Source organism: Variovorax sp. TLI9-5A (assembly GCF_056867935.1).
On the sequence record NZ_CP200310.1, the window covers coordinates 2,469,782 to 2,490,806 of the forward strand.

General features: G+C 69.1%; 21 protein-coding genes and 1 pseudogene. 9 read left to right on the plus strand and 13 right to left on the minus strand.

The window, feature by feature from the left end; translation table 11 throughout:
- Positions 1 to 85 precede the first annotated feature (85 nt).
- The 6 genes and pseudogenes from AC1VNX_RS11720 to fhuF form a co-directional block, all read right to left on the minus strand.
- Entirely contained in the window at positions 86 to 1,159 is a 1,074-nt protein-coding gene (locus AC1VNX_RS11720; RefSeq protein ID WP_483156851.1) for a FecR family protein, read from the minus strand.
- Entirely contained in the window at positions 1,156 to 1,779 is a 624-nt protein-coding gene (locus tag AC1VNX_RS11725; RefSeq protein ID WP_483156852.1) for an RNA polymerase sigma factor, read from the minus strand. Before AC1VNX_RS11725 ends, AC1VNX_RS11720 begins: the two co-directional genes overlap by 4 nt.
- 189 nt (positions 1,780 to 1,968) lie before the next feature.
- The gene (locus AC1VNX_RS11730; RefSeq protein ID WP_483156853.1) at positions 1,969 to 3,282 is read right to left on the minus strand and encodes a lysine N(6)-hydroxylase/L-ornithine N(5)-oxygenase family protein; all 1,314 of its coding nucleotides are present in this window, start codon (positions 3,280 to 3,282) and stop codon (positions 1,969 to 1,971) included.
- Positions 3,269 to 4,300, minus strand: a complete 1,032-nt coding sequence (locus AC1VNX_RS11735; RefSeq protein WP_483161936.1) for a GNAT family N-acetyltransferase — start codon at positions 4,298 to 4,300, stop codon at positions 3,269 to 3,271. The genes AC1VNX_RS11730 and AC1VNX_RS11735 overlap by 14 nt, the downstream gene beginning before the upstream one ends.
- A 93-nt stretch (positions 4,301 to 4,393) precedes the next feature.
- Positions 4,394 to 5,335: pseudogene (locus tag AC1VNX_RS11740) on the minus strand (alpha/beta hydrolase); the annotation flags it as partial.
- 65 nt (positions 5,336 to 5,400) lie between these two features.
- Complete coding sequence (fhuF, locus tag AC1VNX_RS11745) at positions 5,401 to 6,159, minus strand: siderophore-iron reductase FhuF (protein WP_483156854.1); 759 nt, start codon at positions 6,157 to 6,159, stop codon at positions 5,401 to 5,403.
- A gap of 185 nt (positions 6,160 to 6,344) precedes the next feature.
- On the opposite strand from fhuF, the gene AC1VNX_RS11750 reads away from it, so the two are divergent.
- From AC1VNX_RS11750 to AC1VNX_RS11760, 3 genes are read left to right on the plus strand one after another with little or no spacing between them, the layout of a single operon-like run.
- Positions 6,345 to 6,584, plus strand: a complete 240-nt coding sequence (locus tag AC1VNX_RS11750) for a hypothetical protein (RefSeq protein WP_483156855.1) — start codon at positions 6,345 to 6,347, stop codon at positions 6,582 to 6,584.
- A 53-nt stretch (positions 6,585 to 6,637) separates the two neighbouring features.
- Complete coding sequence (locus AC1VNX_RS11755; RefSeq protein ID WP_483156856.1) at positions 6,638 to 8,317, plus strand: cyclic peptide export ABC transporter; 1,680 nt, start codon at positions 6,638 to 6,640, stop codon at positions 8,315 to 8,317.
- Positions 8,318 to 8,376: 59 nt separating this feature from the next.
- Positions 8,377 to 8,946 carry a transcriptional repressor gene (locus tag AC1VNX_RS11760; RefSeq protein WP_483156857.1) on the plus strand — a complete coding sequence of 190 codons (570 nt, stop codon included), beginning with the start codon at positions 8,377 to 8,379 and terminating at the stop codon, positions 8,944 to 8,946.
- Positions 8,947 to 8,959: 13 nt separating this feature from the next.
- On the opposite strand, the gene AC1VNX_RS11765 is transcribed toward AC1VNX_RS11760, so the two are convergent.
- Together AC1VNX_RS11765 and AC1VNX_RS11770 are read right to left on the minus strand one after the other, a co-directional pair.
- Complete coding sequence (locus tag AC1VNX_RS11765; protein WP_483156858.1) at positions 8,960 to 10,402, minus strand: FAD-binding oxidoreductase; 1,443 nt, start codon at positions 10,400 to 10,402, stop codon at positions 8,960 to 8,962.
- Positions 10,399 to 10,809, minus strand: coding sequence for a DUF2069 domain-containing protein (locus AC1VNX_RS11770; RefSeq protein WP_483156859.1), 411 nt, complete (start codon positions 10,807 to 10,809; stop codon positions 10,399 to 10,401). Before AC1VNX_RS11770 ends, AC1VNX_RS11765 begins: the two co-directional genes overlap by 4 nt.
- A gap of 109 nt (positions 10,810 to 10,918) precedes the next feature.
- On the opposite strand from AC1VNX_RS11770, the gene AC1VNX_RS11775 reads away from it, so the two are divergent.
- Positions 10,919 to 12,130 (plus strand): YihY family inner membrane protein, encoded by a 1,212-nt coding sequence (locus AC1VNX_RS11775; RefSeq protein WP_483156860.1) that lies wholly within the window; start codon positions 10,919 to 10,921, stop codon positions 12,128 to 12,130.
- On the opposite strand, the gene AC1VNX_RS11780 is transcribed toward AC1VNX_RS11775, so the two are convergent.
- Positions 12,127 to 12,465, minus strand: coding sequence for an Mpo1-like protein (locus AC1VNX_RS11780; protein WP_483156861.1), 339 nt, complete (start codon positions 12,463 to 12,465; stop codon positions 12,127 to 12,129). The genes AC1VNX_RS11775 and AC1VNX_RS11780 overlap by 4 nt on opposite strands.
- Positions 12,466 to 12,576: 111 nt before the next feature.
- On the opposite strand from AC1VNX_RS11780, the gene AC1VNX_RS11785 reads away from it, so the two are divergent.
- Positions 12,577 to 12,960 carry a thioredoxin family protein gene (locus AC1VNX_RS11785; protein ID WP_483161937.1) on the plus strand — a complete coding sequence of 128 codons (384 nt, stop codon included), beginning with the start codon at positions 12,577 to 12,579 and terminating at the stop codon, positions 12,958 to 12,960.
- Between the two features lie 13 nt (positions 12,961 to 12,973).
- Positions 12,974 to 13,636 carry a Rossmann-fold NAD(P)-binding domain-containing protein gene (locus tag AC1VNX_RS11790; RefSeq protein ID WP_483156862.1) on the plus strand — a complete coding sequence of 221 codons (663 nt, stop codon included), beginning with the start codon at positions 12,974 to 12,976 and terminating at the stop codon, positions 13,634 to 13,636.
- Here AC1VNX_RS11790 and AC1VNX_RS11795 read toward each other — a convergent pair.
- Positions 13,620 to 14,588 (minus strand): LysR family transcriptional regulator, encoded by a 969-nt coding sequence (locus tag AC1VNX_RS11795; RefSeq protein ID WP_483156863.1) that lies wholly within the window; start codon positions 14,586 to 14,588, stop codon positions 13,620 to 13,622. The genes AC1VNX_RS11790 and AC1VNX_RS11795 overlap by 17 nt on opposite strands.
- A 136-nt stretch (positions 14,589 to 14,724) precedes the next feature.
- Between AC1VNX_RS11795 and AC1VNX_RS11800 the strand changes: the two genes are divergently transcribed.
- Positions 14,725 to 16,152 (plus strand): M20 family metallopeptidase, encoded by a 1,428-nt coding sequence (locus tag AC1VNX_RS11800; RefSeq protein ID WP_483156864.1) that lies wholly within the window; start codon positions 14,725 to 14,727, stop codon positions 16,150 to 16,152.
- 8 nt (positions 16,153 to 16,160) lie between these two features.
- A complete protein-coding gene (locus tag AC1VNX_RS11805) occupies positions 16,161 to 17,150 on the plus strand; it encodes a Bug family tripartite tricarboxylate transporter substrate binding protein (RefSeq protein WP_483156865.1) in 990 nt (329 codons plus the stop codon).
- 19 nt (positions 17,151 to 17,169) lie between these two features.
- Here the strand turns inward: AC1VNX_RS11805 and AC1VNX_RS11810 are convergent, their stop codons facing one another.
- Together AC1VNX_RS11810 and AC1VNX_RS11815 are read right to left on the minus strand one after the other, a co-directional pair.
- Positions 17,170 to 17,976 carry an alpha/beta fold hydrolase gene (locus AC1VNX_RS11810; RefSeq protein WP_483156866.1) on the minus strand — a complete coding sequence of 269 codons (807 nt, stop codon included), beginning with the start codon at positions 17,974 to 17,976 and terminating at the stop codon, positions 17,170 to 17,172.
- Between the two features lies 1 nt (position 17,977).
- The gene (locus AC1VNX_RS11815; protein WP_483156867.1) at positions 17,978 to 19,288 is read right to left on the minus strand and encodes an O-acetylhomoserine aminocarboxypropyltransferase; all 1,311 of its coding nucleotides are present in this window, start codon (positions 19,286 to 19,288) and stop codon (positions 17,978 to 17,980) included.
- A 167-nt stretch (positions 19,289 to 19,455) separates the two neighbouring features.
- On the opposite strand from AC1VNX_RS11815, the gene AC1VNX_RS11820 reads away from it, so the two are divergent.
- Positions 19,456 to 19,908, plus strand: coding sequence for a CBS domain-containing protein (locus AC1VNX_RS11820; protein WP_125951753.1), 453 nt, complete (start codon positions 19,456 to 19,458; stop codon positions 19,906 to 19,908).
- A gap of 24 nt (positions 19,909 to 19,932) precedes the next feature.
- On the opposite strand, the gene AC1VNX_RS11825 is transcribed toward AC1VNX_RS11820, so the two are convergent.
- The gene (locus tag AC1VNX_RS11825; protein ID WP_483156868.1) at positions 19,933 to 21,024 is read right to left on the minus strand and encodes a nucleoside hydrolase; all 1,092 of its coding nucleotides are present in this window, start codon (positions 21,022 to 21,024) and stop codon (positions 19,933 to 19,935) included.
- Between the last annotated feature and the right edge of the window lies 1 nt (position 21,025).

The following is a 21,025-nucleotide window of genomic DNA, read 5'->3' on the forward strand; positions in this document are numbered from 1 at the left end:
TCTCAAAGTAAGACGTTTGAACTCGCCAAACAGAGACACCCTGTTTCGGCACGGGTACGCCGCGAGGCCGGAATCGCCTCTTTTTTCAGCGCGCCTGCAGCTCCACGCTGCCGTCCGGGTTGGGTACTGTCGTTACCGGGAGGATCGTCGGCAGCACCTCCACCAGGCCCACGGAGTCGTTGGTGCGGAAGCGGCCGGACAGGCGCAGGGCGCCGATGCGCGCGTCGGCGCTGACGATGGGGCGGACTCGGTAGCTGTTGACCGCCGCAAGGGCCTCGCTCAGGGGCGTGTTGTCGAACACCAGCCAGCCGTCTCGCCACGCCGAGAGGGCGCGGGTGTCGGACTGCCGCACGGCATCGGCGTGGCCGTCCTGCACTTCGACGAGCTCGCCGGCGCGCAGGTCGATGGTTTCCGCGACAGATGCGGATGCATCGGCGCTCTGACGGGGGCGCACCTGCACGCGGACATGCCCTTGTTCCACCCCCACGGTGATCGGCCCGCCGCGGTCGCGCACGGTGAAGACGGTCCCGACCACCTCGATGACCGCGCCGCGTGTGCGGACCAGAAAGGGCCGTTGCGCGTCGTGCGCCACTTCGAAGCGCACCTCGCCGCGCGCCATGTCGACGACGCGCTGCCTGCGGTACAGCGTGACCTCGATGGCGCTTTGCGGCGCGATGTCGAGATGGCTGCCGTTGCCTGACGCGTCTGCTGCACCGACGCCGTCGGGCAGCCTCACCTTCAGCATCTGCGCGGTGCGGGTGCTGTAGGCGGAACGAAAAACGGGCTGCTGCCAGTACCACTGCACGCCGCGGCCCGCGACGAGCCCGCCGCCGACCAGCCCCGCGATTGAAAGCAGCAGCTTGCGGCGCTGCGGCGAGCGGGCGGAGGTTGCCGCTGCGGCCGCCGCCGCCATGCCGGCCGCCGGTGTGTCGAAGTGCGCGCGCAGGTCGTCGGCCATGCCGCCGAGCATGTCCCAGCGGTGGCGCGCTTCGAGCAAGGCCGCCGCGTGCTCCGGCGATCGGTTGCGCCACTGATTCAGGGCCATGCGGGCGCGCCGCGCGGCATCGACCGGTGCTGCTATCTCGCCTTCGACGATCAGCGCGAGCGCGCGCTCGATCAGCCGTTCGCGCGGTGCGCCCACTGCCATGCCGCCGCTCACGAGAAGTCTTCGGCCAGCGTGGCGTCGAAGCCCGCACGGCTGTGTACGTGCGGCGGCTCGATCAGCTCGGCGCGCAGCTCGGCGAACACCCGCGAGCAGTCGATGGTGGCGCGAAGCAGGTGCTTGGCCACGGCCATTTCGGTGATGTCGAGCTGCTGCGCGATTTCGGCGCGCGTGTGGCCGTAGGCCCGGAACAACAGGAACACTTCGCGCCGCCTGGGCGGAAGCTTCTCCATGGTCTCGACCACCCGCACCAGCACGCGCTGCTGCGCCAGGACGAATTCGCTGGAGGGCGCCACGAGGCTGGAGCCGATCGTGGCGTGCGAGCCGACCCATTCCTGCGCCACCTTGCGGCGGCGCGCGTCGTCGATGCAGAGATTGCGCGCCACGCGAAAGAGCAGGGCGCGGGGCGATTCGATGCCGCCGCCGCTGTTGTCCTTCGCGTCATCGGACGCGATGTCGATGCGCGCTGCACCGGGCGCCTTCGTTGCCTGCGCGTAGACGCGCTCGAAGCTCGACTGCGCAATGTCCGCCGCGTAATGGGGGTCCCTCAGGTCGCGAGTGAGCTGTCGGCGCAAGTCCGCATAGTGAGCTACAAGTTCCTGGACGAGGTCGCGCATCCGGCAGCCTTCTCGCAAGCATCGACGATGGGCCCCGGAAACCGGCCGCCGGTCATGCCCGCGAAATCGCCGCCTCCTTCCGGAAGCAACGAAATGGCGACGATGGCTCTGCGTTTCGGCGACCCCGGGGGATGGGGTTAATAAGAACTATTCTTATTAAGTGTATCACCGAGCCGAGTCTTTCCGATGTCAGATGACTGCCGCCGCGCGCGACGAGCGTTCCGCCGCTTGTGCCTGCTGCTGCATGGGGCGCGGATTCGCGTTCAGCAGCGCCTGCCCGATCTCGTCGGACCGGATCGCAGTGACCGACAGCAGCGTGTCACTCAGCCCGTGGCTCGTCTCGCAGGCGCCCTGCAGGAAGATGCCCGGCTTGAGCTCCGGCGTGCCCTGCAGCCTGTAGTCGCGGTCGACCGTGAAATCGCCCAGATAGGGCGCCAGCGGATCGAGCAACGTCCTGTGGCCGTCGCGCGTGTAGCCCGTGGCGAGGATCACCACGTCGTAGGCCTGGCTGCCGCGCTGTCCGCTGTTGAGGTCGTGCAGCGACAGGTGGATGCCGTCCGCCGCCGCGCGCACTGCCGACACCTCATGGCGGCGCAGGAAGCTGTGGCGCGCGACGCCCGCCACGCGCTGGCGGTAGAACACGTTGAAGATCTGCTGGATCAGCTCCAGGTCGGGCGCCGCGTAGTTGGTGTGCCAGAACTCCTCCAGCAGCTCGGCGCGCTCGGGCTCGGAGCGGTTGAACACGAAGTCGGTGAAGTCGGCGTTGAAGATCTCGTTGACGAAGGGGCTGTCGTCCGAGGGCTTGATCGAACGCGCCCGCATGATCAGGTCGACCGCCGGCTTGTTCGGATGGCTCTGCAGGTCCATGAAGATCTCCGCCGCGCTCTGGCCTGCGCCCACGATGGCGATGCGTTTCGCGTCGGGGTGCTTCGCGATCGCCTCCAGGTAGCTGCTCGAATGGAACACGCGCACGTCGTCCCTGAAGGGCTGGAAGCGCGCCGGGATGTTCGGCACGCCGCCCACGCTTACCACCAGGTTGCGCGCCAGCCGCTCGCGCACCGTGCCGTCGGCTTGGCGCGAGCGCACGCGCAGCATCTGCACCTCGGTGCCGCGCATCTCCGGCACCACTTCGAACACCGCCTCGCCGTAGGCGCAGCGGTCCTCGAACTGCGCCGCGGCCCAGCCCAGGTAGTCGTTGAACTCGTGGCGGCTCGGGAAGAAGGTCTTGAGGTTGACGAAGTCCTGCAGGCGCTGCTTCTCGTGCAGGTAGTTCAGGAAGGTGAAGCGGCTCGCGGGGTTGCGCAGCGTCGCCAGGTCCTTGATGAACGAGATCTGCATGTGCGCGTTGTCCAGCAGCATGTTCTTGTGCCAGACGAAGCCCGGCTGCTTCTCGATGAACAGCGCGTCCACGAACTGGCCGTGGTGGCGCTTCTCGTCGAGGGCGATCGCCAGGGCGATGTTGGACGGGCCGAAGCCGACGCCGATCAGGTCATGGATTTGCATATGAGGGGTCCTCGGTGGGATGTTCGGCGCGCTCGGCCGAAGTTGGCGAAATGGTCGACTCCCCTTGGGGAATCCAGAGGGCCTCTCCGAAGAAGCGTTCGCGCAGCAGCATGCCCAGCATGGCCCGCTTGTGCGGAAAGTCGAACTCCTTCACGTGCGCATAGCCGCAGCGGCCCAGGCTCTTGATCATCTTGTGGTTGTCCGCGCGCGGCTCGATCACGATGCGCTGCGTGCGGCAGTCGTCCAGGAAGAGGTAGTGCGACACCGACGGCATCCACGCCGTGAGGAAGGGCTTGCCGCGAAACCGCGCCTCGCCGATCAGGGCGTGCCAGCCGCGGTCGTGGTCGCCCGCGTCGCAGAAGGGCGCGATGCGGTCCTCCTTGGCCCAGTACACCTCGAAGTAGCCGAAGGCCTCGCCGTCCAGCCGGCCGATCAGCCCCGTGACGCGCGGGTCGGCCGCGATGGCGTCCAGGTACGCGCGATGCTTCGCGAGGTCGCCCTGTTCTTCCCAGAAGTGCGCGACCACCGGGTCGTTCATCCAGCGGTTGAAGGCGGGAAGGTCGCGCTCGATGTCCACGGTGTCGAGCGTCAGCGTCTGCGACAGCCACGGAATGTGGCGCTGGTAGACCGTGCCGACGGGCTTGGCGGGCCGCAGCGGATGCCGCCTGCCCTGGCTCATCACATGGCGCTGCGCGAAGGGCTCGCGCGGATTGCGCTGCCACACGCGCGGGAGCTGCCAGAAGGTCTCGCGCACCACGCTCGGCAATTGCCCGGCCAAAGCATCGACCGCCCCGGCATCGACCAGCCGGGCGATGCACGACGATGGCACCTGCAACGGCAGCGTCTTGCACTCCGGATGCCGAACGAAGACGGCTTCGATGGCCGCCAGCAGATGGGTCTCCTCCGGCTCCTTGCCATCGCCCCGCGGCCATTCCAGACGCAACGTGCCGGCCTGCTCGCGCAATGCCCAGCGGCTGCTGCGTTCGTTGCCGCCTTGCGGGCCGACCGTGAGCTTCATTGCGTCGAGCCGCACTTCGAGCGGCTGGTCTTCGGGGTGCGCATGGAACACCCATGCGCCGATCGCCGAAGGCGTCGCGGCAACTGCCGGCCGCTGGAAAGCCTCGGCCAGCACCTGCGCGAGCGACGAGCGCAGCGCATTCGCTTCCTCCACCACCTGGCTCAGCCGTGCGAAGTCATGGACCATGCCCTCATGCACGGCCAGGTGCGTGCGCACGCCGGCATCCTGAAGGCGCCCGGCGTAGGCCTTGCCTTCGTCCACCAGCGGGTCGTATTCCGCCAGCACGATGTGCGCGGGTGCAAGGCCGCAGAGATCCTTCGCGGCGAGCGGGGCGAAGCGCCAGTCGTGGCGGTCGTCTTCGCTGCGCAGGTAGTGGCCGAACATCCATTGCAGCGTGCGCTGCTCGAGCAGATGCCCCTTGGCGTAGCGCTGGTGCGAGTCGCTGTCCTGCCGGATGCTGGTGCAGGGATAGAGCAGAAGCTGCAACAGCGGCTGCGGGCGCCCGGCATCGCGCGCGGCAATCGTCAGCGCCGTGGCCAGCGTGCCGCCGACGCTGTCGCCGCCGAAGGCCACGCGGGAGGTGTCCAGGCCGAGCGAGCCGCCGTGCGCTGCGAGCCACAGGGCGGCGTCTTCGGCGTCGTGGAAGGCGGTAGGGAACTTGTGCTCGGGCGCGAGTCGATAGTCGACCGCCAGCACAGCGCACGCGGCGTGTCTTGCCAGCGTGCGGCACAGCGCGTCGTGCGAGTCCAGCCCGCCGACGACATAGCCGCCGCCGTGAAAGTAGAGCAGGGTGGGCAGCGGTGCGCCCGTGGGGGCGCCGCGGTACAGCCGCGCGCGCAGCGGTGCGCCGTCGCGGGCGCGCAAGCCGATGTCCTCGACGGGGAGGTCGGGGCCGACGCCGTCGAGCGCCAGCGTCGACTGGTCGTAGCTGGCGCGCGCCTCGGCGGGCGACATGTCGCACATCGGGGGGCGTCCGTCCTCCTCGGCGATGGTGGCCAGTTCAAGGAAGGCTTCTAGGTCGGGATGCAGTGGCATGGGAGTCGCAGTTGCATCTATGAATGGATGCTTATCCGCAAAAGACGCACGGCGCGGCTGTTTGTTTAGGCGTGGTCCCGCACCTTGCGGAACTCCGGCGCCAGCGGGCACACCCCGCAGTAGCCCTCCTCGGGCAACAGGTAGTAGAGGCAGCACTGCCGATGCAGCGTGACCGCAGCCGTCGTGCCGGACTGCATCCGCACGACCTTGCGCTGCACCGTGAACATCGGGTTGTCGGTGCAGCCCCAGCGCGGCTGGTGCAGCAGGTGGTCCAGGTCCTTCGCGATGGAGGGGGCGTGGCCGCCGAGCAGCAGGCCCTGCTGGAGCACGGGCTCCAGGTAGCGCGCGGCATTGCCCCACAAGATCCTGGGCGCGATGCGCGTCAGCCGGGTCAGCTGCGCGAAGAGCGGGCCAAGGTGCTCGAAAAGGAGTGCTGCGTAGCGCGTGGCGGCATCGGCGCCGGCGTGCGCCCGCCCCTCGTGCGTGATGTGAAAGCGCTGCGGCACGGCGCCGTCGTCGAAGGTGATCCATACCCGCTCCGGCGCCATCGGAAATTCGTGTTGCAGCAGGCTGGCCGCCGCGGCCACCGGAGGCAGCAGGGCATTCAGGTAGTGCATGCTCCAGGCCGAGGCCACCGGCCGCAGGTCGGGCCTGCGCACGCGGCGGTGGCGGGCGTGCTGCTGCAGCAGCGCGGCAAGAAGTTCCGGCCTGGCGATCAACTCGGCCACCTGGACGGCGCCCGCGGGCGGCTGTGGCGCGCAGGCCAGCGTTTCGCCGTAGGCTGCCCACTCGCCCCGGAAGATCGGCGCCAGCAGGGGAATCATCGGAAGAAAAGACCGGGCGTGGCCGCGCAAGTCGTGCTCATCCAACAGGAGACGCGCGAGCCGCCCGAAGGTTTAGTGCGGCGCAATAGTTCACGAAATTGCGACGCGGAGATGACATGCGCTAAACATCCGCCGGCGGGCCGCGTCTATCCACGCATCCACAGCAGTCCTGGCGTCCAGATGCGATGAACTCCCGTCACCACGTTCCTTCCGATCCGGCTTTCAGCGAGGCCTGGCGGCTCTTTCGCGAGCTGCACGACGCGCCGTCGCTCGAGTGCGCGGAGAAGCTGGTCCAGTGGCTGGGTCGCGATGCCCGGCACGTGCGCGCGCTCGACGATGCCCTGACCCTGTGGGCGCTGGCCGGCGCGGCGATGGTCGGGTCCGCGCCCGGCGACGAGTCGTGCCAGGAGCCGACCCTGCAGTAAGCGGCGGGCCGGCTGCCGGCTAAACATTCCGGCCGCCGCAGCGTCATACCGGCATGCAAACCCAACCCGCCAGCGCCAAGGCAACCGATCTGCTCCGGCTGCTGAAACCCTTCGCTCCCTGGATCCTGCTCTCGGCCGTCACCGGCATCGCTGCCGGCGCAGCCACCGTGTCGCTGCTGGCGACCATCAACGAGGTGCTCAGCCGGCCCGGCGGCATGGCCGGAGGACTGCTCCTGACCTTCATCGCGCTGTGCGTGGTGGCGCTGGTCGGCCGCGCGCTCTCGGACATGTCGAACAACGTCGTGGGCCAGCGGCTGGTCGCGCAGGTGCGCAAAGACCTGGCCCTGAGGATTCTCGCGGCGCCCATCGACGCACTGGAACGCTACCGCATGCACCGCCTGATGCCCGTTCTCACGCAGGACGTGGACATGATCAGCGACGTGGCCTTCATGCTGGCCGCCACCATGATCTCGCTGGCCATCGCGCTGGGTTGCCTCGGCTACCTCGCGTGGCTGTCGCCGGCGCTCTTCGGCCTGCTGGTGGTGGCCATGCTGATCGGCGTGGCCATCCAGAGCTGGGCGCATGGGCGCGGCATCGCGGGCTTCTTCCAGTCGCGCGAAAAGGAAGAGTTACTGCACAAGGCCTATCGCGGCATCAGCGAGGGCGCCAAGGAGCTGCGCATGCACCGTGCCCGCCGCGCCAGGGTGTACGAGGGGCAGATCGCCCAGACCGTCGATGCGATCCGCGACATCAACCGTCGCGCCATCAACACCTTCGTGCTCGCCACCTCCTTCGGCTCGGCGCTGTTCTTCCTGCTGATCGCGCTGATCCTCGGCTGGGCCGCATGGCGCACGACCGATCCTGTGGTGCTCAGCGGCTTCGTGCTGGTGCTGCTGTTCATCAAGGGGCCCATCGACCAGATCGTGGGGGCGCTGCCGCACCTGGGCCGCGCCAAGGTGGCGTTCGGGCGCATCGCCGACCTGTCGGCGCGTTTCGCCACGCCGGAGCCGCACCTGCACCTCGACTCGCCGCCCACCTCGCCGCCGCTGCGCGAGGGCATCGAGCTGCGCGGCGTGCGCTATGCCTTCGATGCGCCCGAGGGCGGCGACGCCTTCGTGCTCGGCCCCGTCGACCTGCAGATCGGCCGCAGCGAGATCGTCTTCGTCGTCGGCGACAACGGCTCGGGCAAGACCACGCTCATCAAGCTGCTGCTGGGCCTGTACGCGCCGCAGCAGGGCGAAGTGGTGCTCGACGGCAAGCCCGTCACGCCCGAGACGCGCGACGACTACCGCCAGCTCTTCACCACCGTGTTCTCCGACTTCTACCTGTTCGAGGACCTGGTCGCCGGCGAGGAGGGCGGCCACCAGGCGTTGCCCGAGACCGCGCTGCCCTACCTGCAGCGGCTGGAAATCGCGCACAAGGTCTCGGTGAAGGACGGTGCCTTCAGCACCACCGACCTGTCCACCGGCCAGCGCAAGCGGCTCGCACTGGTGCACGCCTACCTCGAAGGCCGCCCGGTGCTGGTGTTCGACGAATGGGCGGCCGACCAGGACCCGACCTTCCGCCACTTGTTCTACACCGAGCTGCTGCCCGAACTGCGCGCCAAGGGGCACTCGCTGGTCGTCATCTCGCACGACGACCGTTACTTCCACGTGGCCGACCGCATCGTGCACATGAAGGCAGGGCGCGTCGCGCAGGTCACGGCCACGCCGGCGCAAGGCCTGGCGGCCTGAGCGCGGGTGGCCAGGCGGGCAGGCAAGCAAGGCAGATCAGGACAGGAGCGAACGAGCCAGTGGCAGTTTCGGCAGCAATGCAGTACGCGGCGGCGCCCGCGAGCGAGAGCTTCTCGGTGCAATTGCGCAGCATGGGTATTCGGCCCACGGTCATCCGCCTCTGCGTGCTGCAGACGCTGGCCGAGAGTGGTTCCGAGTGGCTGGGCGGCGAGGAAGTGTTCCGCCGCATGCTCGCGCGCGGGACTGTCTCCGGCCTCGCCAGCGTCTACCGCGTGATCAAGGAGCTGGAAAAAGCCGACCTCATCCAGCGTGAATGGGAGCGCAGCCTGGGCGGCGTGCGCGCTGTGCACCGTCTGCGGTCACAGCAGGCCACGGGAGGCACGGTTCGGCTGAGCTGCGGCGGCTGCAACGCCAGTGTCGAGGTGATCGACGAGGCGCTGCACCAGGGGCTGATGCGCGCGGCGCAGGCCCATGGCCTGCCGGCCGGCGGACCGGTCACGGTGCATCTGGGCTGCACGCAGCCGGATTGCGCGCGCTGCGACGATCCGGTGCCCACGGCCGCCAGCATGCAGAGGCCGGAGGCGGCGCGGGCCGCATCCGTCAAGCTCCACGTCCGCCAGGCGGGCTGACCTGCGGTACGCGCTAGACCCGGATCACCCGCCCCGGGTTCAGGATGTTCTTCGGGTCCAGCCCGCGCTTGATCGCCCGCATCATCTCCAGCGCCACCGGCGACTTGTGCTTCTCGAGCTTGTCGACCTTCAGCGAGCCCACGCCGTGCTCGGCCGAGAACGAGCCGCCGAACTTCTCGACCGCGTCGTACACCAGCGTGTTGATGCGCTCTTCCTCGTTCTTCAGGAAGGCCTTGGTATCGACGTTCTCCGGCGCCTGCACGTTGTAGTGCAGGTTGCCGTCACCCAGGTGGCCGAAGTTGACCAGCCGCACGCCGGCGATCTCGCGCGCCAGCAGCGCGTCGGTTTCTTCCACGAAGGCCGGGATGCGCGACACCGGGATCGAGATGTCGTGCTTGATGTTGAGCCCTTCCTCGGCCTGCGCGAGCGGAATGCTTTCGCGGATGTGCCAGAGCTGGTGCGCCTGCGTGAGGTTCTCTGCCACCACCGCATCGGTCACGCAGCCGTCCTCGAAGGCGGTTTCGAGCAGCGCCTCGAAGCGTGCGCGGGCGTGGTCCTCGGATTCGCTGTCCGAGTTTTCCAGCAGCACGCAGTACGGCACGGCCTCGTCGGCGATGAAGGGCACGCGCAACTGAGGCATGTGCTTGTCGACCAGGCTCAGCGCGAAGCGGCCCATCACCTCGAAGCCGGTGAGGCCCGAACCCAGGTGCTTGTGGGCGAGGCCCAGCAGGGTCACAGCATGGTCCAGCGAGGGCACCGCGGCCCAGGCCGTGAGCTGCGCGGCGGGCAGCGGGTAGAGCTTCATGGTCGCGGCGGTGATGATGCCCAGCGTGCCCTCGCTGCCCACGAAGAGGTCGCGCAGGTCGTAGCCGGTGTTGTCCTTGCGCAGGCCGCTGGTGCCTTCCCAGATCTCGCCCTGCGGCGTGACAACCTCCAGGCCCAGGCACAGCTCGCGCGTGTTGCCGTAGCGCACCACCTGCGTGCCGCCCGCATTGGTCGCGAGGTTGCCGCCGATGGTGCAGCTGCCCTCGGCCGCGAGGCTCAGCGGGAACAGGTAGCCGGCCTTCTCGGCGGTCTCCTGCAGTGTCTGCAGGATGCAGCCGGCCTCCACCGTCATGGTGAGGTTGGCGGCGTCGATGGTGCGGATCGCGTTCAGCCGCTGCAGGCTCAGCACCACCTGCGTGCCGCTCTCGTCCGGAATGGAGCCGACCGCGAGGCCGGTGTTGCCGCCCTGCGGAATCACCGCCGTGCCGGCCGCGGCGCAGGCCTTGACCACGTCGGCCACCTGCTGCGTGTTGGCCGGCCGCACCACGGCCAGCGACTTGCCGCGCGAGCGCTTGCGCCAGTCCTGCTCGTAGGCGGTGAGGTCGCCCTCGTTGAGCACGTGCGACGCGCCGACGATGGCGCGCAGCTGTTCGATCAGGGAAGAAGAAGCAGAAGTAGCGGCAGTGTTCATTGGGCGGAAGCCTCCAGTTGGCGGGCAGCGTTCTTGGCATGGCGCAGGCGCAGCCGCACATGCCAGGCGCAGGCTGCGAAGAGCACGAGGCACAGCAGCACCTCGATCAGCGCGAGCACCTGGCTCACGCCGCTGGTGTCGCTCCAGGCGCGCACCACGCCCTCGGTGAAATAGAGCCAGATCATCAGGCTGACCCAGCGGTAGGTGTACATGCGGTTCTTCCACAGGCCCGCGAGCGGAACGACCAGCGGCAGCACCTTCAGCGCCATCAGCGAGCCGCCCGGTCGCAGGGGCGCGAGCCACAGCTCCCAGGCCAGGCCCAGCACGATGAGGCCGACGACGCTGCCCACGGCGGCCCAGCGGGTGGCGCGAACGGAGGAGGGCGGAAGCGGCGGGTTGGCATTCATGAGCGGGATACCGCGGAACCGGCTTTGCCGGGCCGCTGGTATCGCCCCCGGTGAGGGGGTTGGCGCAGCGACACGAAGTGCGCGGAGACTGGGGGAGAGTTCAACTCCTATGATACCGGCCATGAATCGTCGGCAACTCTGGAGGGATCTTTCGCGCTTCCCGTGGCGCAACACGGCCGCGGTGTTGGGCGAGCGCTTCCGCGAAGACCGGCTCGGCCTCACCGCCAGCAGCCTGACCTTCACCACCACCATCGCGATGGTGCCCTTCTTCACGGTGGCGCTGGCCCTCTTCACCGTGTTCCCGATGTTCGCCAAGATGCAGGGCCGCCTGCAGCGCTGGCTCATCGAGAGCCTGATTCCCGACAACATCGCGCGGCAGGTGCTGGGCTACCTGAACCAGTTCGCGAGCAAGGCCAGCGGGCTGGGCATCGCGGGCCTGATCGTGCTGCTGATCACCGCCATCGCGCTGATCCTCACCATCGACAAGACGCTCAACAACATCTGGCGCGTGCGCACGCCGCGGCCGTTCGCGCAGCGGGTGCTCATCTACTGGGCTGCCATCACGCTGGGGCCGATCATCCTCGCGGTGAGCCTGTCGACCACCTCATACGTGGTCGCGGCCACCAGCGACGTGGTGGGGCGCGGCATGGTCAAGCTCTTCTTCGACACCTTCGAGTTCATGCTGCTGGCGGTCGGCATGGCGTCGCTGTACCACTACGTGCCCAACACCAACGTGCGCTGGTCGCATGCCTGGGCCGGAGGCATCTTCGTGGCGGCGGCCATCGAGATCGCCAAGCGCGTGCTGGGCTACTACCTGAGCCTCGTGCCGACCTACTCGGTGCTGTACGGCGCCTTCGCCACGGTGCCGATTTTGCTGGTGTGGATCTACGTGGCGTGGGTGATCGTGCTGCTCGGCGCGGTCATCGCCGCCTACCTGCCCAGCCTGCTGACGGGCGTCGCGCGGCGCGGCGGCACCGCCGGCTGGCCCATGCAGCTGGCCATGGAAACGCTGCAGCACCTGGCCCGCGCGCAGGCCACGCCGGCCAAGGGCATGGGCGCGACCGAACTGGTCACGCGCATGCGGGTCGATGCGCTGCAGCTGGCGCCGGTGCTCGAGACGCTGGTGGCGCTCGACTGGATCGCGCCGCTGGCGGAAGAACCAGCCAACGAAGACCCGCGCTACGTGCTGCTCGCCGACCCGTCGACGCCCATCGAGCCGCTGCTGAAGGAGCTGCTGATGCCGCAGGCCGAGCCGCTCGAAGATCTCTGGCAGAAAGGCCCGCTGCGCTCCCTGAGGCTGGGCGACGTGCTCCTGATCTAGATCTTCACGCGCCCCAGCCAGATGTCGCGGTACATGGCCCAGTCGCCCATGAAGGAATAGAGCGGCCGCTTGAACGAGGCCGGCTTGTTCTTCTCGAAGCCGAAGTGCCCGACCCAGGCGAAGCCGTAGCCCGCCACCAGCCCGGCCAGCAGCCACCATGGGTTGAGCGTGACCAGCAGCGCCACCAGGCACAGCAGCGAGATCGTCGAGCCCGCGAAGTGCAGCCGCCGGCAGGTGACGTTGGCGTGCTCGGTGAGGTAGAAGGGATAGAACTCCGCGAAGCTCTTGAACTGGCGCGGATCGACGGCAGATGCGGGGGCAGTCGTGGTGTTCATCGTGCGGGTCTCCTGTACCCTCCGGGAGGGCTTTGTCCATAATAGCCACGACCTCCCGGCCGTACCACCCGGTCTTCCGATCACACCACCGACGCATCAGCCTTGAGCGCTATTCCAAGCCTTCCAAGCACCCCCGAATCCGCTGATCCGGCCGGCGATGCGCCGTGGGTCGTCTGCCTCTGCGCAGAATGGTGCGGCACCTGCCGTGACTACCGGCCGCTGCTCGAAGAAGTGGCGCGCGCGCATCCGCAGTTCCGCTTCGCCTGGGTCGACATCGAGGACCACGCCGACATCGCCGATGCCTTCGACGTGGAAACCTTCCCGACCCTGCTGGTCGCCGGCGCCGACGGCACGCGCTTCCTGGGCCCGCTGCTGCCGCACGCCGAGACGCTCTCGCGCATGCTCTCGGCGCTGCAGCCGCCGCAGCCTTCGAGCCTCGACGTCGATCTGCTGCTGGCTGTGCTGAACAAGAAGCCTGCCCTCTTCACGGTCTGACCGGAGCCTTCCCATGAAAGTCCTGATCTTCGGCGCCACCGGCATGGTGGGGCAGGGCGTGCTGCGCGAGTGCCTGCTGGCGCCCGATGTCGAAAGCGTCGTCGCGGTCGGCCGCAACCCCACGGGGCAGCAGAACCCGAAGCTGCGCGACCTGGTCCACAAGAACATGTACGACTACGGCAGCATCGAGCCGCAGCTGCAGGGCTTCGACGCCTGCTTCTTCTGCCTCGGCGTGTCGTCGGTGGGCATGAAGGAGCCCGAGTACAGGCGCATCACCTACGACCTGACGCTGGCGGCAGCCACCGTGCTCGCGCGGCTCAACCCGGGCATGACCTTCACCTACGTGACGGGCGCGGGCACCGACAGCAGCGAGCGCGGCAGCAGCATGTGGGCGCGCGTGAAGGGCGCGACCGAGAACGCCCTGCTGCGCCTGCCTTTCAAGGCGGCCTACATGTTCCGCCCCGGCATGATCCAGCCGCTGCACGGCATCCGCTCGAAAACGCCGGTCTACGACGCGGCCATTGTCGTGCTCAAACCCGTGCTCGGGCTGGCCTTCCGTCTCTGGCCGAACCGCGTGACCACCACCGAGAAGCTGGGCCGCGCGATGCTGGCCGTGGCGCGCAACGGTTCGCCGAAGCCGATTCTCGATCCGGCGGACATCAACGCCCTGGGCTGATCTCTTTCTTCGCCGCGTCGGAGGCCCGAGCGCGCCCCAGCTTGCGCCGCCCCGCATTGGCGATGGCATCCACCAGGTGCCGCACGAAGTCCTGCGCCAGCGGCGGCAGCGTGCGGCCTTCGAGCGCCAGCACCTGCAGCTGGCGCTGCTGCAGCGGTGCCTCCGCGAAGGGGCGTGCCACCACCGTGCCCTCGTCGATCAGGTGCATCACCGTGAGCAGGCCCGAGAGCATCACGTCAGGCGTGCGCAGCAGCGGCAGCAGCACCGAGGAGAAATTGCTCACGAAGAGCGCGTGGTATTGCAGCCCCTGCAGGCTGCAGGCCTGGTCGAAGAGCTGGCGCGCCGTCACGCCCTTGTCACCCACGGCCAGCGGGTAGCGCACCGCGTCGGCCACCGACACCACGCGTTGCCGCGCCAGCGGATGGTCGGGCCGCAGCACGGCGTACACCGGCGCGGTGGCCGAGTGCTCGATCTTCAGCCCGGGCTCGGGCGCGACCACGTACTTGAGCGCGATGTCGGTCTCGCCGCGCGCCAGCAGCGCGCTCACGCCGTCTGGCGAGCCCACGTGCAGCTCCAGCTGGCAGCCCGGGTTCGCCGACTCGAAGCTGCGCATCACCAGCGGCATGAAGTGCCCCGCGAAGCCCTCGGTGCATGCCATGCGGATGCGTCGCGCGCTCTGGCCGCCGAGGTCGCGTACCTGCTCCACCACCTGCTCGATGTCGAGCTGCGCATTGCGCAGATGCGCAGCCAGCCGCTCGCCGGCCGCCGTGAGCGCCATGCCGCGCGCATGCCGTTCGAAGAGCGGCGTGCCCAGGCTGTCTTCGAGCTTGGCGATCTGCCGGCTTACCGCAGATGACGCCACGAACAGGCGCGCCGCAGCCTGGTTGACCGAGCCGCTGCGCGCCACTTCGAGGAAGTGCCGCATCGGGATGCTGAGCAGCGGTAGCGTCATGGCGATGGCCGAAAAGGGCGGAGTGTTGCCTTCAAGGCAATGGTAGCTTGCCAAAACGATGCTGGAAGCATCGGCCTCCAGGCCTTGTACTTGCTCCACCCGCCAAACGGGAAGACACAGAGAGCCAAGGACCCCCATGCAACGTTCAGACAGCCTCGCCGCCGCAGCCGCCTATTTCGACGGTGGCGGCTTCTTCACCGACCTCCAGCGCCGCATCGCCTTTCGCACCGAAAGCGACACCGGCGCCGCCACGCCCGCGCTGGAGGCCTACCTGCGCGAGGAGATGATTCCGCCGCTCGCGGCCCTCGGCTTCGCCTGCGAGGTGATCGCCAACCCGGTGCCCGGCGGCGGCCCTTTCCTCATCGCGCGCCGCATCGAGGACCCGTCCCTGCCCACGGTGATGAGCTACGGCCACGGCGACGTGGTCAGCGGGCAGGACGCCCAATGGGAAGAGGGCCTCGCCCCCTGGACGCTGACCATGCGCGGCGAGCGCTGGTACGGACGCGGCACGGCCGACAACAAGGGCCAGCACAGCATCAACCTGGGCGGCCTCGCGGCGGTGCTGGAAGCCCGTGGCGGCCGCCTGGGCTACAACGTGACCTGGCTCATCGAGATGGGCGAGGAGGCTGCCTCGCCCGGCCTGCACGCGGTGTGCGAGCAGCAGCGCGACAAGCTGCGCGCCGACCTGTTCATCGCCAGCGACGGTCCGCGCGTGAGCGCGGCGCGGCCCACGCTCTTCCTCGGCTCGCGCGGCGCGGTCAACTTCAGCCTGCGGCTGCGCGCCCGGCCTCGCGGCTACCACTCGGGCAACTGGGGCGGCGTGCTGGTCAACCCGGGCACGGTCATCAGCCATGCGGTGGCCTCGCTGGTCGATGTGCGCGGGCGCATCCTCGTCGAGGCGCTGCGTCCGCCGCCGGTGGCGCGGGCGGTGCGCGATGCGCTGGCCAGCATCGCCATCGGCGGCGGCGCGGACGATCCCGAGGTCGACGAGGGCTGGGGCGAACCGGGCCTGAGCCCGGCGGAGCGGCTGGTGGCCTGGAACACCATCGAGGTGCTGGCGCTTGGCGCGGGCTCGCCGCAGCGGCCCGTCAACGCGATTCCCTCCGAGGCCGTGGCGCACTGCCAGCTGCGCTTCGTGGTCGGCACGCCGTGGCAGGACCTGCAGAAGATCGTGCGCGCGCACCTCGACGCGCACGGCTTCGGCCAGATCGAGGTGCAGGTCACGCTGACCGGCGCGGCGACGCGGCTCGACGTGGAGAACCCCTGGGTGGGCTGGGCGCGCAAGTCGATCGAGGAAAGCAGCGGCCGGCGGCTCGACCTGCTGCCCAACCTCGCCGGCTCGCTGCCCAACGACGTCTTCGCCGACCTGCTGGGGCTGCCCACGCTGTGGGTGCCGCATTCATACCCGGCCTGCGCGCAGCATGCGCCCAACGAGCACCTGCTCGCGCCGCTGGCGCGCGAGGGCCTGCAGATCATGGCCGGCCTCTACTGGGACCTGGGCGAGCCGGGCCTCGCACCCTGGGCCGCCGGCCGGCTTGCGCAATCCGCTTCCACTCTCTCCTGACACGCACCATGGACATCGCCATCTCCCGCCGCCGCTTCGGCCTGCTGCTTTCCACTTCCGCCGTGCTGGGCGCCCATTCACCCGTCTTCGCCCAGGGGGGCTGGCCCGAACGCCCGATCAAGCTGGTCGTGCCCTTCCCGCCGGGCGGCGGCACCGACCTGGTCGCACGCGCCATGGGGCAGACGCTGTCGGAGCAGCTCGGCCAGCCCGTCGTGATCGACAACAAGCCCGGCGCCTCCACCATCATCGGCACCGACGCGGTCGCCAAGGCCGCGCCCGACGGCTATACGCTGCTGCTGTCGGGCTCGACCAGCTTCAGCGTGAACCCGGCCCTGCGCGCCAAGCTGCCCTATGACACGGTGCGCGACCTCGCGCCCATCGCCATCGTGGCGCGCACGCCGCTGGTGCTGGTGGTGGGCAAGGGCCAGCCCTGGCAATCGCTGCCCGAACTCATCGCGGCGGCCAAGGCCAAGCCGAAGAGCATCCGCTACGCCACCTTCGGCTCGGGCTCGGGGCCGCACCTGTCGGGCGAGCTGTTCGCGCTGGCCGCGGGCATCCAGCTGCAGGACATTCCGTACAAGGGCAGCAGCCAGAGTTCGCTGGCGGTGATCGGCGGCGAGGTCGAAATCGCCATCGATACCGTGGCCGCCGTGGCGCCGCACGTGCGCGCGGGCAAGCTGCGCGCGCTGGGCATCGTGGGCGCGACGCGCTCCAGCATGCTGCCCGAGGTGCGCACGCTGGCCGAGCAGGGCCTGCCCGAAGCCACCTTCGACGCCTGGTACGGCTTTGCCGCCCCGGCGCGCACGCCGGCGCCGGTGATCGACAAGCTCGCTCGCACGGTGGTCGCGACCATGGGCCACCCGGCGCTGCAGGCGCAGCTGCGCGCGCAGGGCATGGAGCCGGTGGCCATCGGCGCGGCCGCATTCCGCGCGCAGATGGAAGGCGAGATCTCGCGCTACCGCGCGCTCGCCCACCGGGCGGGCATCGCGGCGGAATAAGCGCTCGGGCGCCCGGCGCTCAGGCGCTCAGGAAGTCGCGCAGCGCGAACAGCACCGCGTCGGGCGCCTCGCTCATCAGCGAGTGGCCCGCGTGCACCGTCACCACCTTCGCGTTGCGCGCCTTGCCCACCAGCGCCTTGGTGGCGCGCGGCGGCGTCATCTGGTCGGCGTCGCCCAGCAGGAACAGCACCGGGCACTGCACCTTCTCCATCGCGGCCTCGCCGTTGGCGTAGTCATTGCAGGCCTTGAAGCCGATGTGGAACACGTTGGCCTCGCGGTTGCTCGCCAGCACGCGGCGCATCAGCGCGCGCGAGCTGCCATAGAGCCAGGTGCCCGGGCCGAGCGAGGAGGGCGGCGGCGCCAGCAGCGAGTGCGAGAAGGTGTTGACCATGGCGATGGCGCGCTGCGGATCGCTCACCGAACTTTCGAGCAGCGCGGGCGACACCACCATCGGGTAGGCCGTGCCCACCATCGCGAGCTGGGTGATGCGCTCCGGCGCGCGCGAGGCCGCTTCCAGCGCGATCAGCGAGCCGAAGCTGTGGCCGACCAGCGCGGCCTTCTGCACGCCGGCCGCGTCGAGCAGCGCAATCACGAACTGCGCCGCCTCTTCCACGCTGGCCGGCGGCGGGCCGCCGCTCTTGCAGTGGCCGGGCAGGTCGACCGCGAGCACGTTCCAGCCGTGGTTGGCGAACCAGCGGCTCTGCAGGATCCACACGCTGTGGTCGTTGAGCACGCCGTGGATGAAGACGACGGTGGGCTTGGCCGCATCGAAGGGCTTGCCGCCGGTGTAGCAGTACGTGGTCTGGCCGTTGACGGTGTAGTTCATCTCAGGCACCCGCCTTTTCCGCGGCCTTCAGGGCGCGCTTCAAGTCGTCGATCAGGTCGGCCGGGTCTTCCAGGCCGATCGACAGGCGGATCGTGCCCTGCGAGATGCCCGCGCCCGCCAGCGCCTCGTCGGTCATGCGGAAGTGCGTGGTGCTCGCGGGGTGGATCACCAGGCTGCGGCAGTCGCCCACGTTGGCCAGGTGGCTGAAGATCTTCAGCGCCTCGATGAAGGCCTTGCCCTGCGCGCGGCTGCCCTTGATGTCGAAGCTGAACACCGCGCCCGCACCGCGCGCGCCGTGGCGCAGCAGCTTCTGCGCGAGCGCATGGCTCGGGTGCGATTCGATCAGCGGGTGCCCCACGCGCGACACGAACGGGTGGCTCGCGAGGAACTCGACCACCTTCTGCGTGCTGTCGATGTGGCGCTCCATGCGCAGCGGCAGCGTCTCGATGCCCTGCAGGATCAGCCAGGCCGTGTGCGGGCTCATCGAGGCGCCGAAGTCGCGCAGGCCCTCGCGGCGGGCCCGCAGCAGGAAGGCGCCCACCGTGCTTTCCTCGCTGAAGACCATGTTGTGGAAGCCGTCGTAGGCCTGGGTCAGCTCGGCGAATTTGCCCGATTTTTCCCAGTCGAAACTGCCGCCGTCGATCACCACGCCGCCGATGACGGTGCCGTGGCCCGAGAGGAACTTGGTGGCCGAGTGGTAGACCAGGTCGGCGCCCCAGTCGAAAGGCTTGATGAGGTAGGGCGAGGTGAGCGTGGAATCGACCAAGAGCGGCACGCCGGCCTCGTGGGCGATGTCGGCCACGGCCGGGATGTCGAGCACGTCGAGCCCGGGGTTGCCCACCGTCTCGCCGAAGAAGAGCTTGGTCTCGGGGCGCACCGCAGCGCGCCAGCCATCGAGGTCGCCGGGCTTCACGAACGTGGTCTCGATGCCGAAGCGGCGCATCGTGTAGTGCAGCAGGTTCTGCGAGCCGCCGTACAGCGCCGTGCTGGCCACGATGTGCGAGCCCGCGCCCATCAGCGTGGCCACCGACAGGTGCAGCGCCGCCTGCCCGCTGGCGGTGGCGATGGCGCCGATGCCGCCCTCGAGTGCGGACACGCGCTGTTCCAGCACCGCGTTGGTCGGGTTGCTGATGCGCGAATACACGTGGCCGGCGCGCTCCAGGTTGAACAGGGCCGCGGCGTGGTCGCTGGATTCGAAGACGAAGGAGGTGGTCAGGTGGATCGGCACCGCCCGCGCGCCGGTGGCGGGGTCGGGCGCGGCGCCGGCGTGCAGCGCGAGGGTGTCGAAACCGGGGTCGGAATATCCGGGCATGAGGGCCTTTCTCGTGTCTGAGCTGTTGTCTCCTGGCAATGCCCCGTTACGTCTGCAATTCATGCGTGCGCGACAGGGGCGCTCAGGTCGGCGTCGATTGTGGGCTATATTCAAAAACGGCACGCCCGCCGAGATAGCCGAGATTGAGTTCCCAGAGGAGCAAAACGATGAAAGTCAGCGACATCCTTCGCGTCAAGGGCAATACGCTCTTCACCATCACGCCAGACGACCTGCTGGCAGAAGCCGCCAAGACGATGGCGGAAAAGGACATCGGTTCGCTGGTGGTCATGGAGCACGGAGACCTGGTCGGCATGCTCACCTTCCGCGAGGTGATCGTGACCATCGTCGGCAACGGAGGCCAGGTCGGCACCACGCAGGTCCGCAAGGCCATGGACGACGCCCCCGTCACCTGCACGCTCGAAACCGACCTCGACGAGATCCGCCGCATCATGCTGGAGCGCCACGCGCGCTACATGCCCGTGATGGACAAGCGCATGCTGATGGGCGTGATCAGCTTCTACGACGTGGCCAAGGCCGTCGTGGACAGCCAGAACTTCGAGAACAAGATGCTCAAGGCCTACATCCGCGACTGGCCCGAGGAAGACGAGAAGGCCGGCTGAGCGCCGCCGGCTTTTCTTCCCGCATCAGGGCAGGCGCGCGATCTGCGCCTGCAGCAGAGTGTAGAAGCCCTCGGTATCGGCCTCGCTGATCCACAGCGTGTTGGGCGTGCGGCGGTTGTAGCCGCGGAAGTCGACCACCGTCGCACCGGTCGTGAATTCGCCCTTCGTCTCCACATCCACGCTCACCTTCGCACCCTTGAAGAGCTCGGGCTTCAGCAGGTAGGCGATCACGCACGGGTCGTAGATCGGCCCCACCGCCACGCCCCGGCGGCGCAGGCCGTAGGCCATCATCGAATCGAAGATGTCCGCCACCACCTTGCCGGCGTTGTTGCCCATGGCGCGAAAGGGCGCGATGCGCTCGGGCGTCAGCAGCACGCGGCGGGCCGCGTCGTGCGACATGGCCGTCACGGGCACGCCGCTGCGGAACACGATCGAGGCCGCTTCCGGGTCGGCATACACGTTGAAGGTGGCGGCCGGCGTGATGTTGCCGCCGACGCCCCAGGAGCCGTCCATCACCACGATCTCGGCAATGGCGGGCTTGATCTCGGGCGCCGAGTTCAGCGCGGCCGCGAAGTTGGTGAGCGGCCCCAGGCCCACGAGCGTGATGCTCCTGGGGGGCGCAGCGCGCAGCGTCTCGATGATGTACTGCACCGCGTGGGTGGGCATCAGCGGGCCGCGCGGCTCGTGCAGCGTCGGACCTTCCATGCCGGTCTTGCCGTGCACGTCGTCGGCGAAGATGGGCTCGCGCACCAGCGGGCGCGGGTAGCCGGCGTAGACCGGAATCTCGGGCCGGTCGGCCCAGTCGCGCACGATGCGCGCGTTCTTCCCGGTCACCGTCAGCGGCAGGTTGCCCACGCTCACGGTCAGCGCCCTGATGTCGAGCCGATCCCTGGCGGCCATGGCCATCAGCAGGGCGATGGCGTCGTCCTGGCCGGGGTCGGTGTCGATGATGACCTGGCGCTTGCCGGCCAAGGGAGGCAGCCGGGTGGCGGGCGTGCCCGCGAGCGCCTGCGCCAGTTCGGCGGGGCTCGGGCTTTGGGCCCATGCCATGCCGGCGAGGCCGGCGGCGGATGCACCCAGCAGCAGGGCGCGGCGGGAGAGCATGGGCCTGGTCATG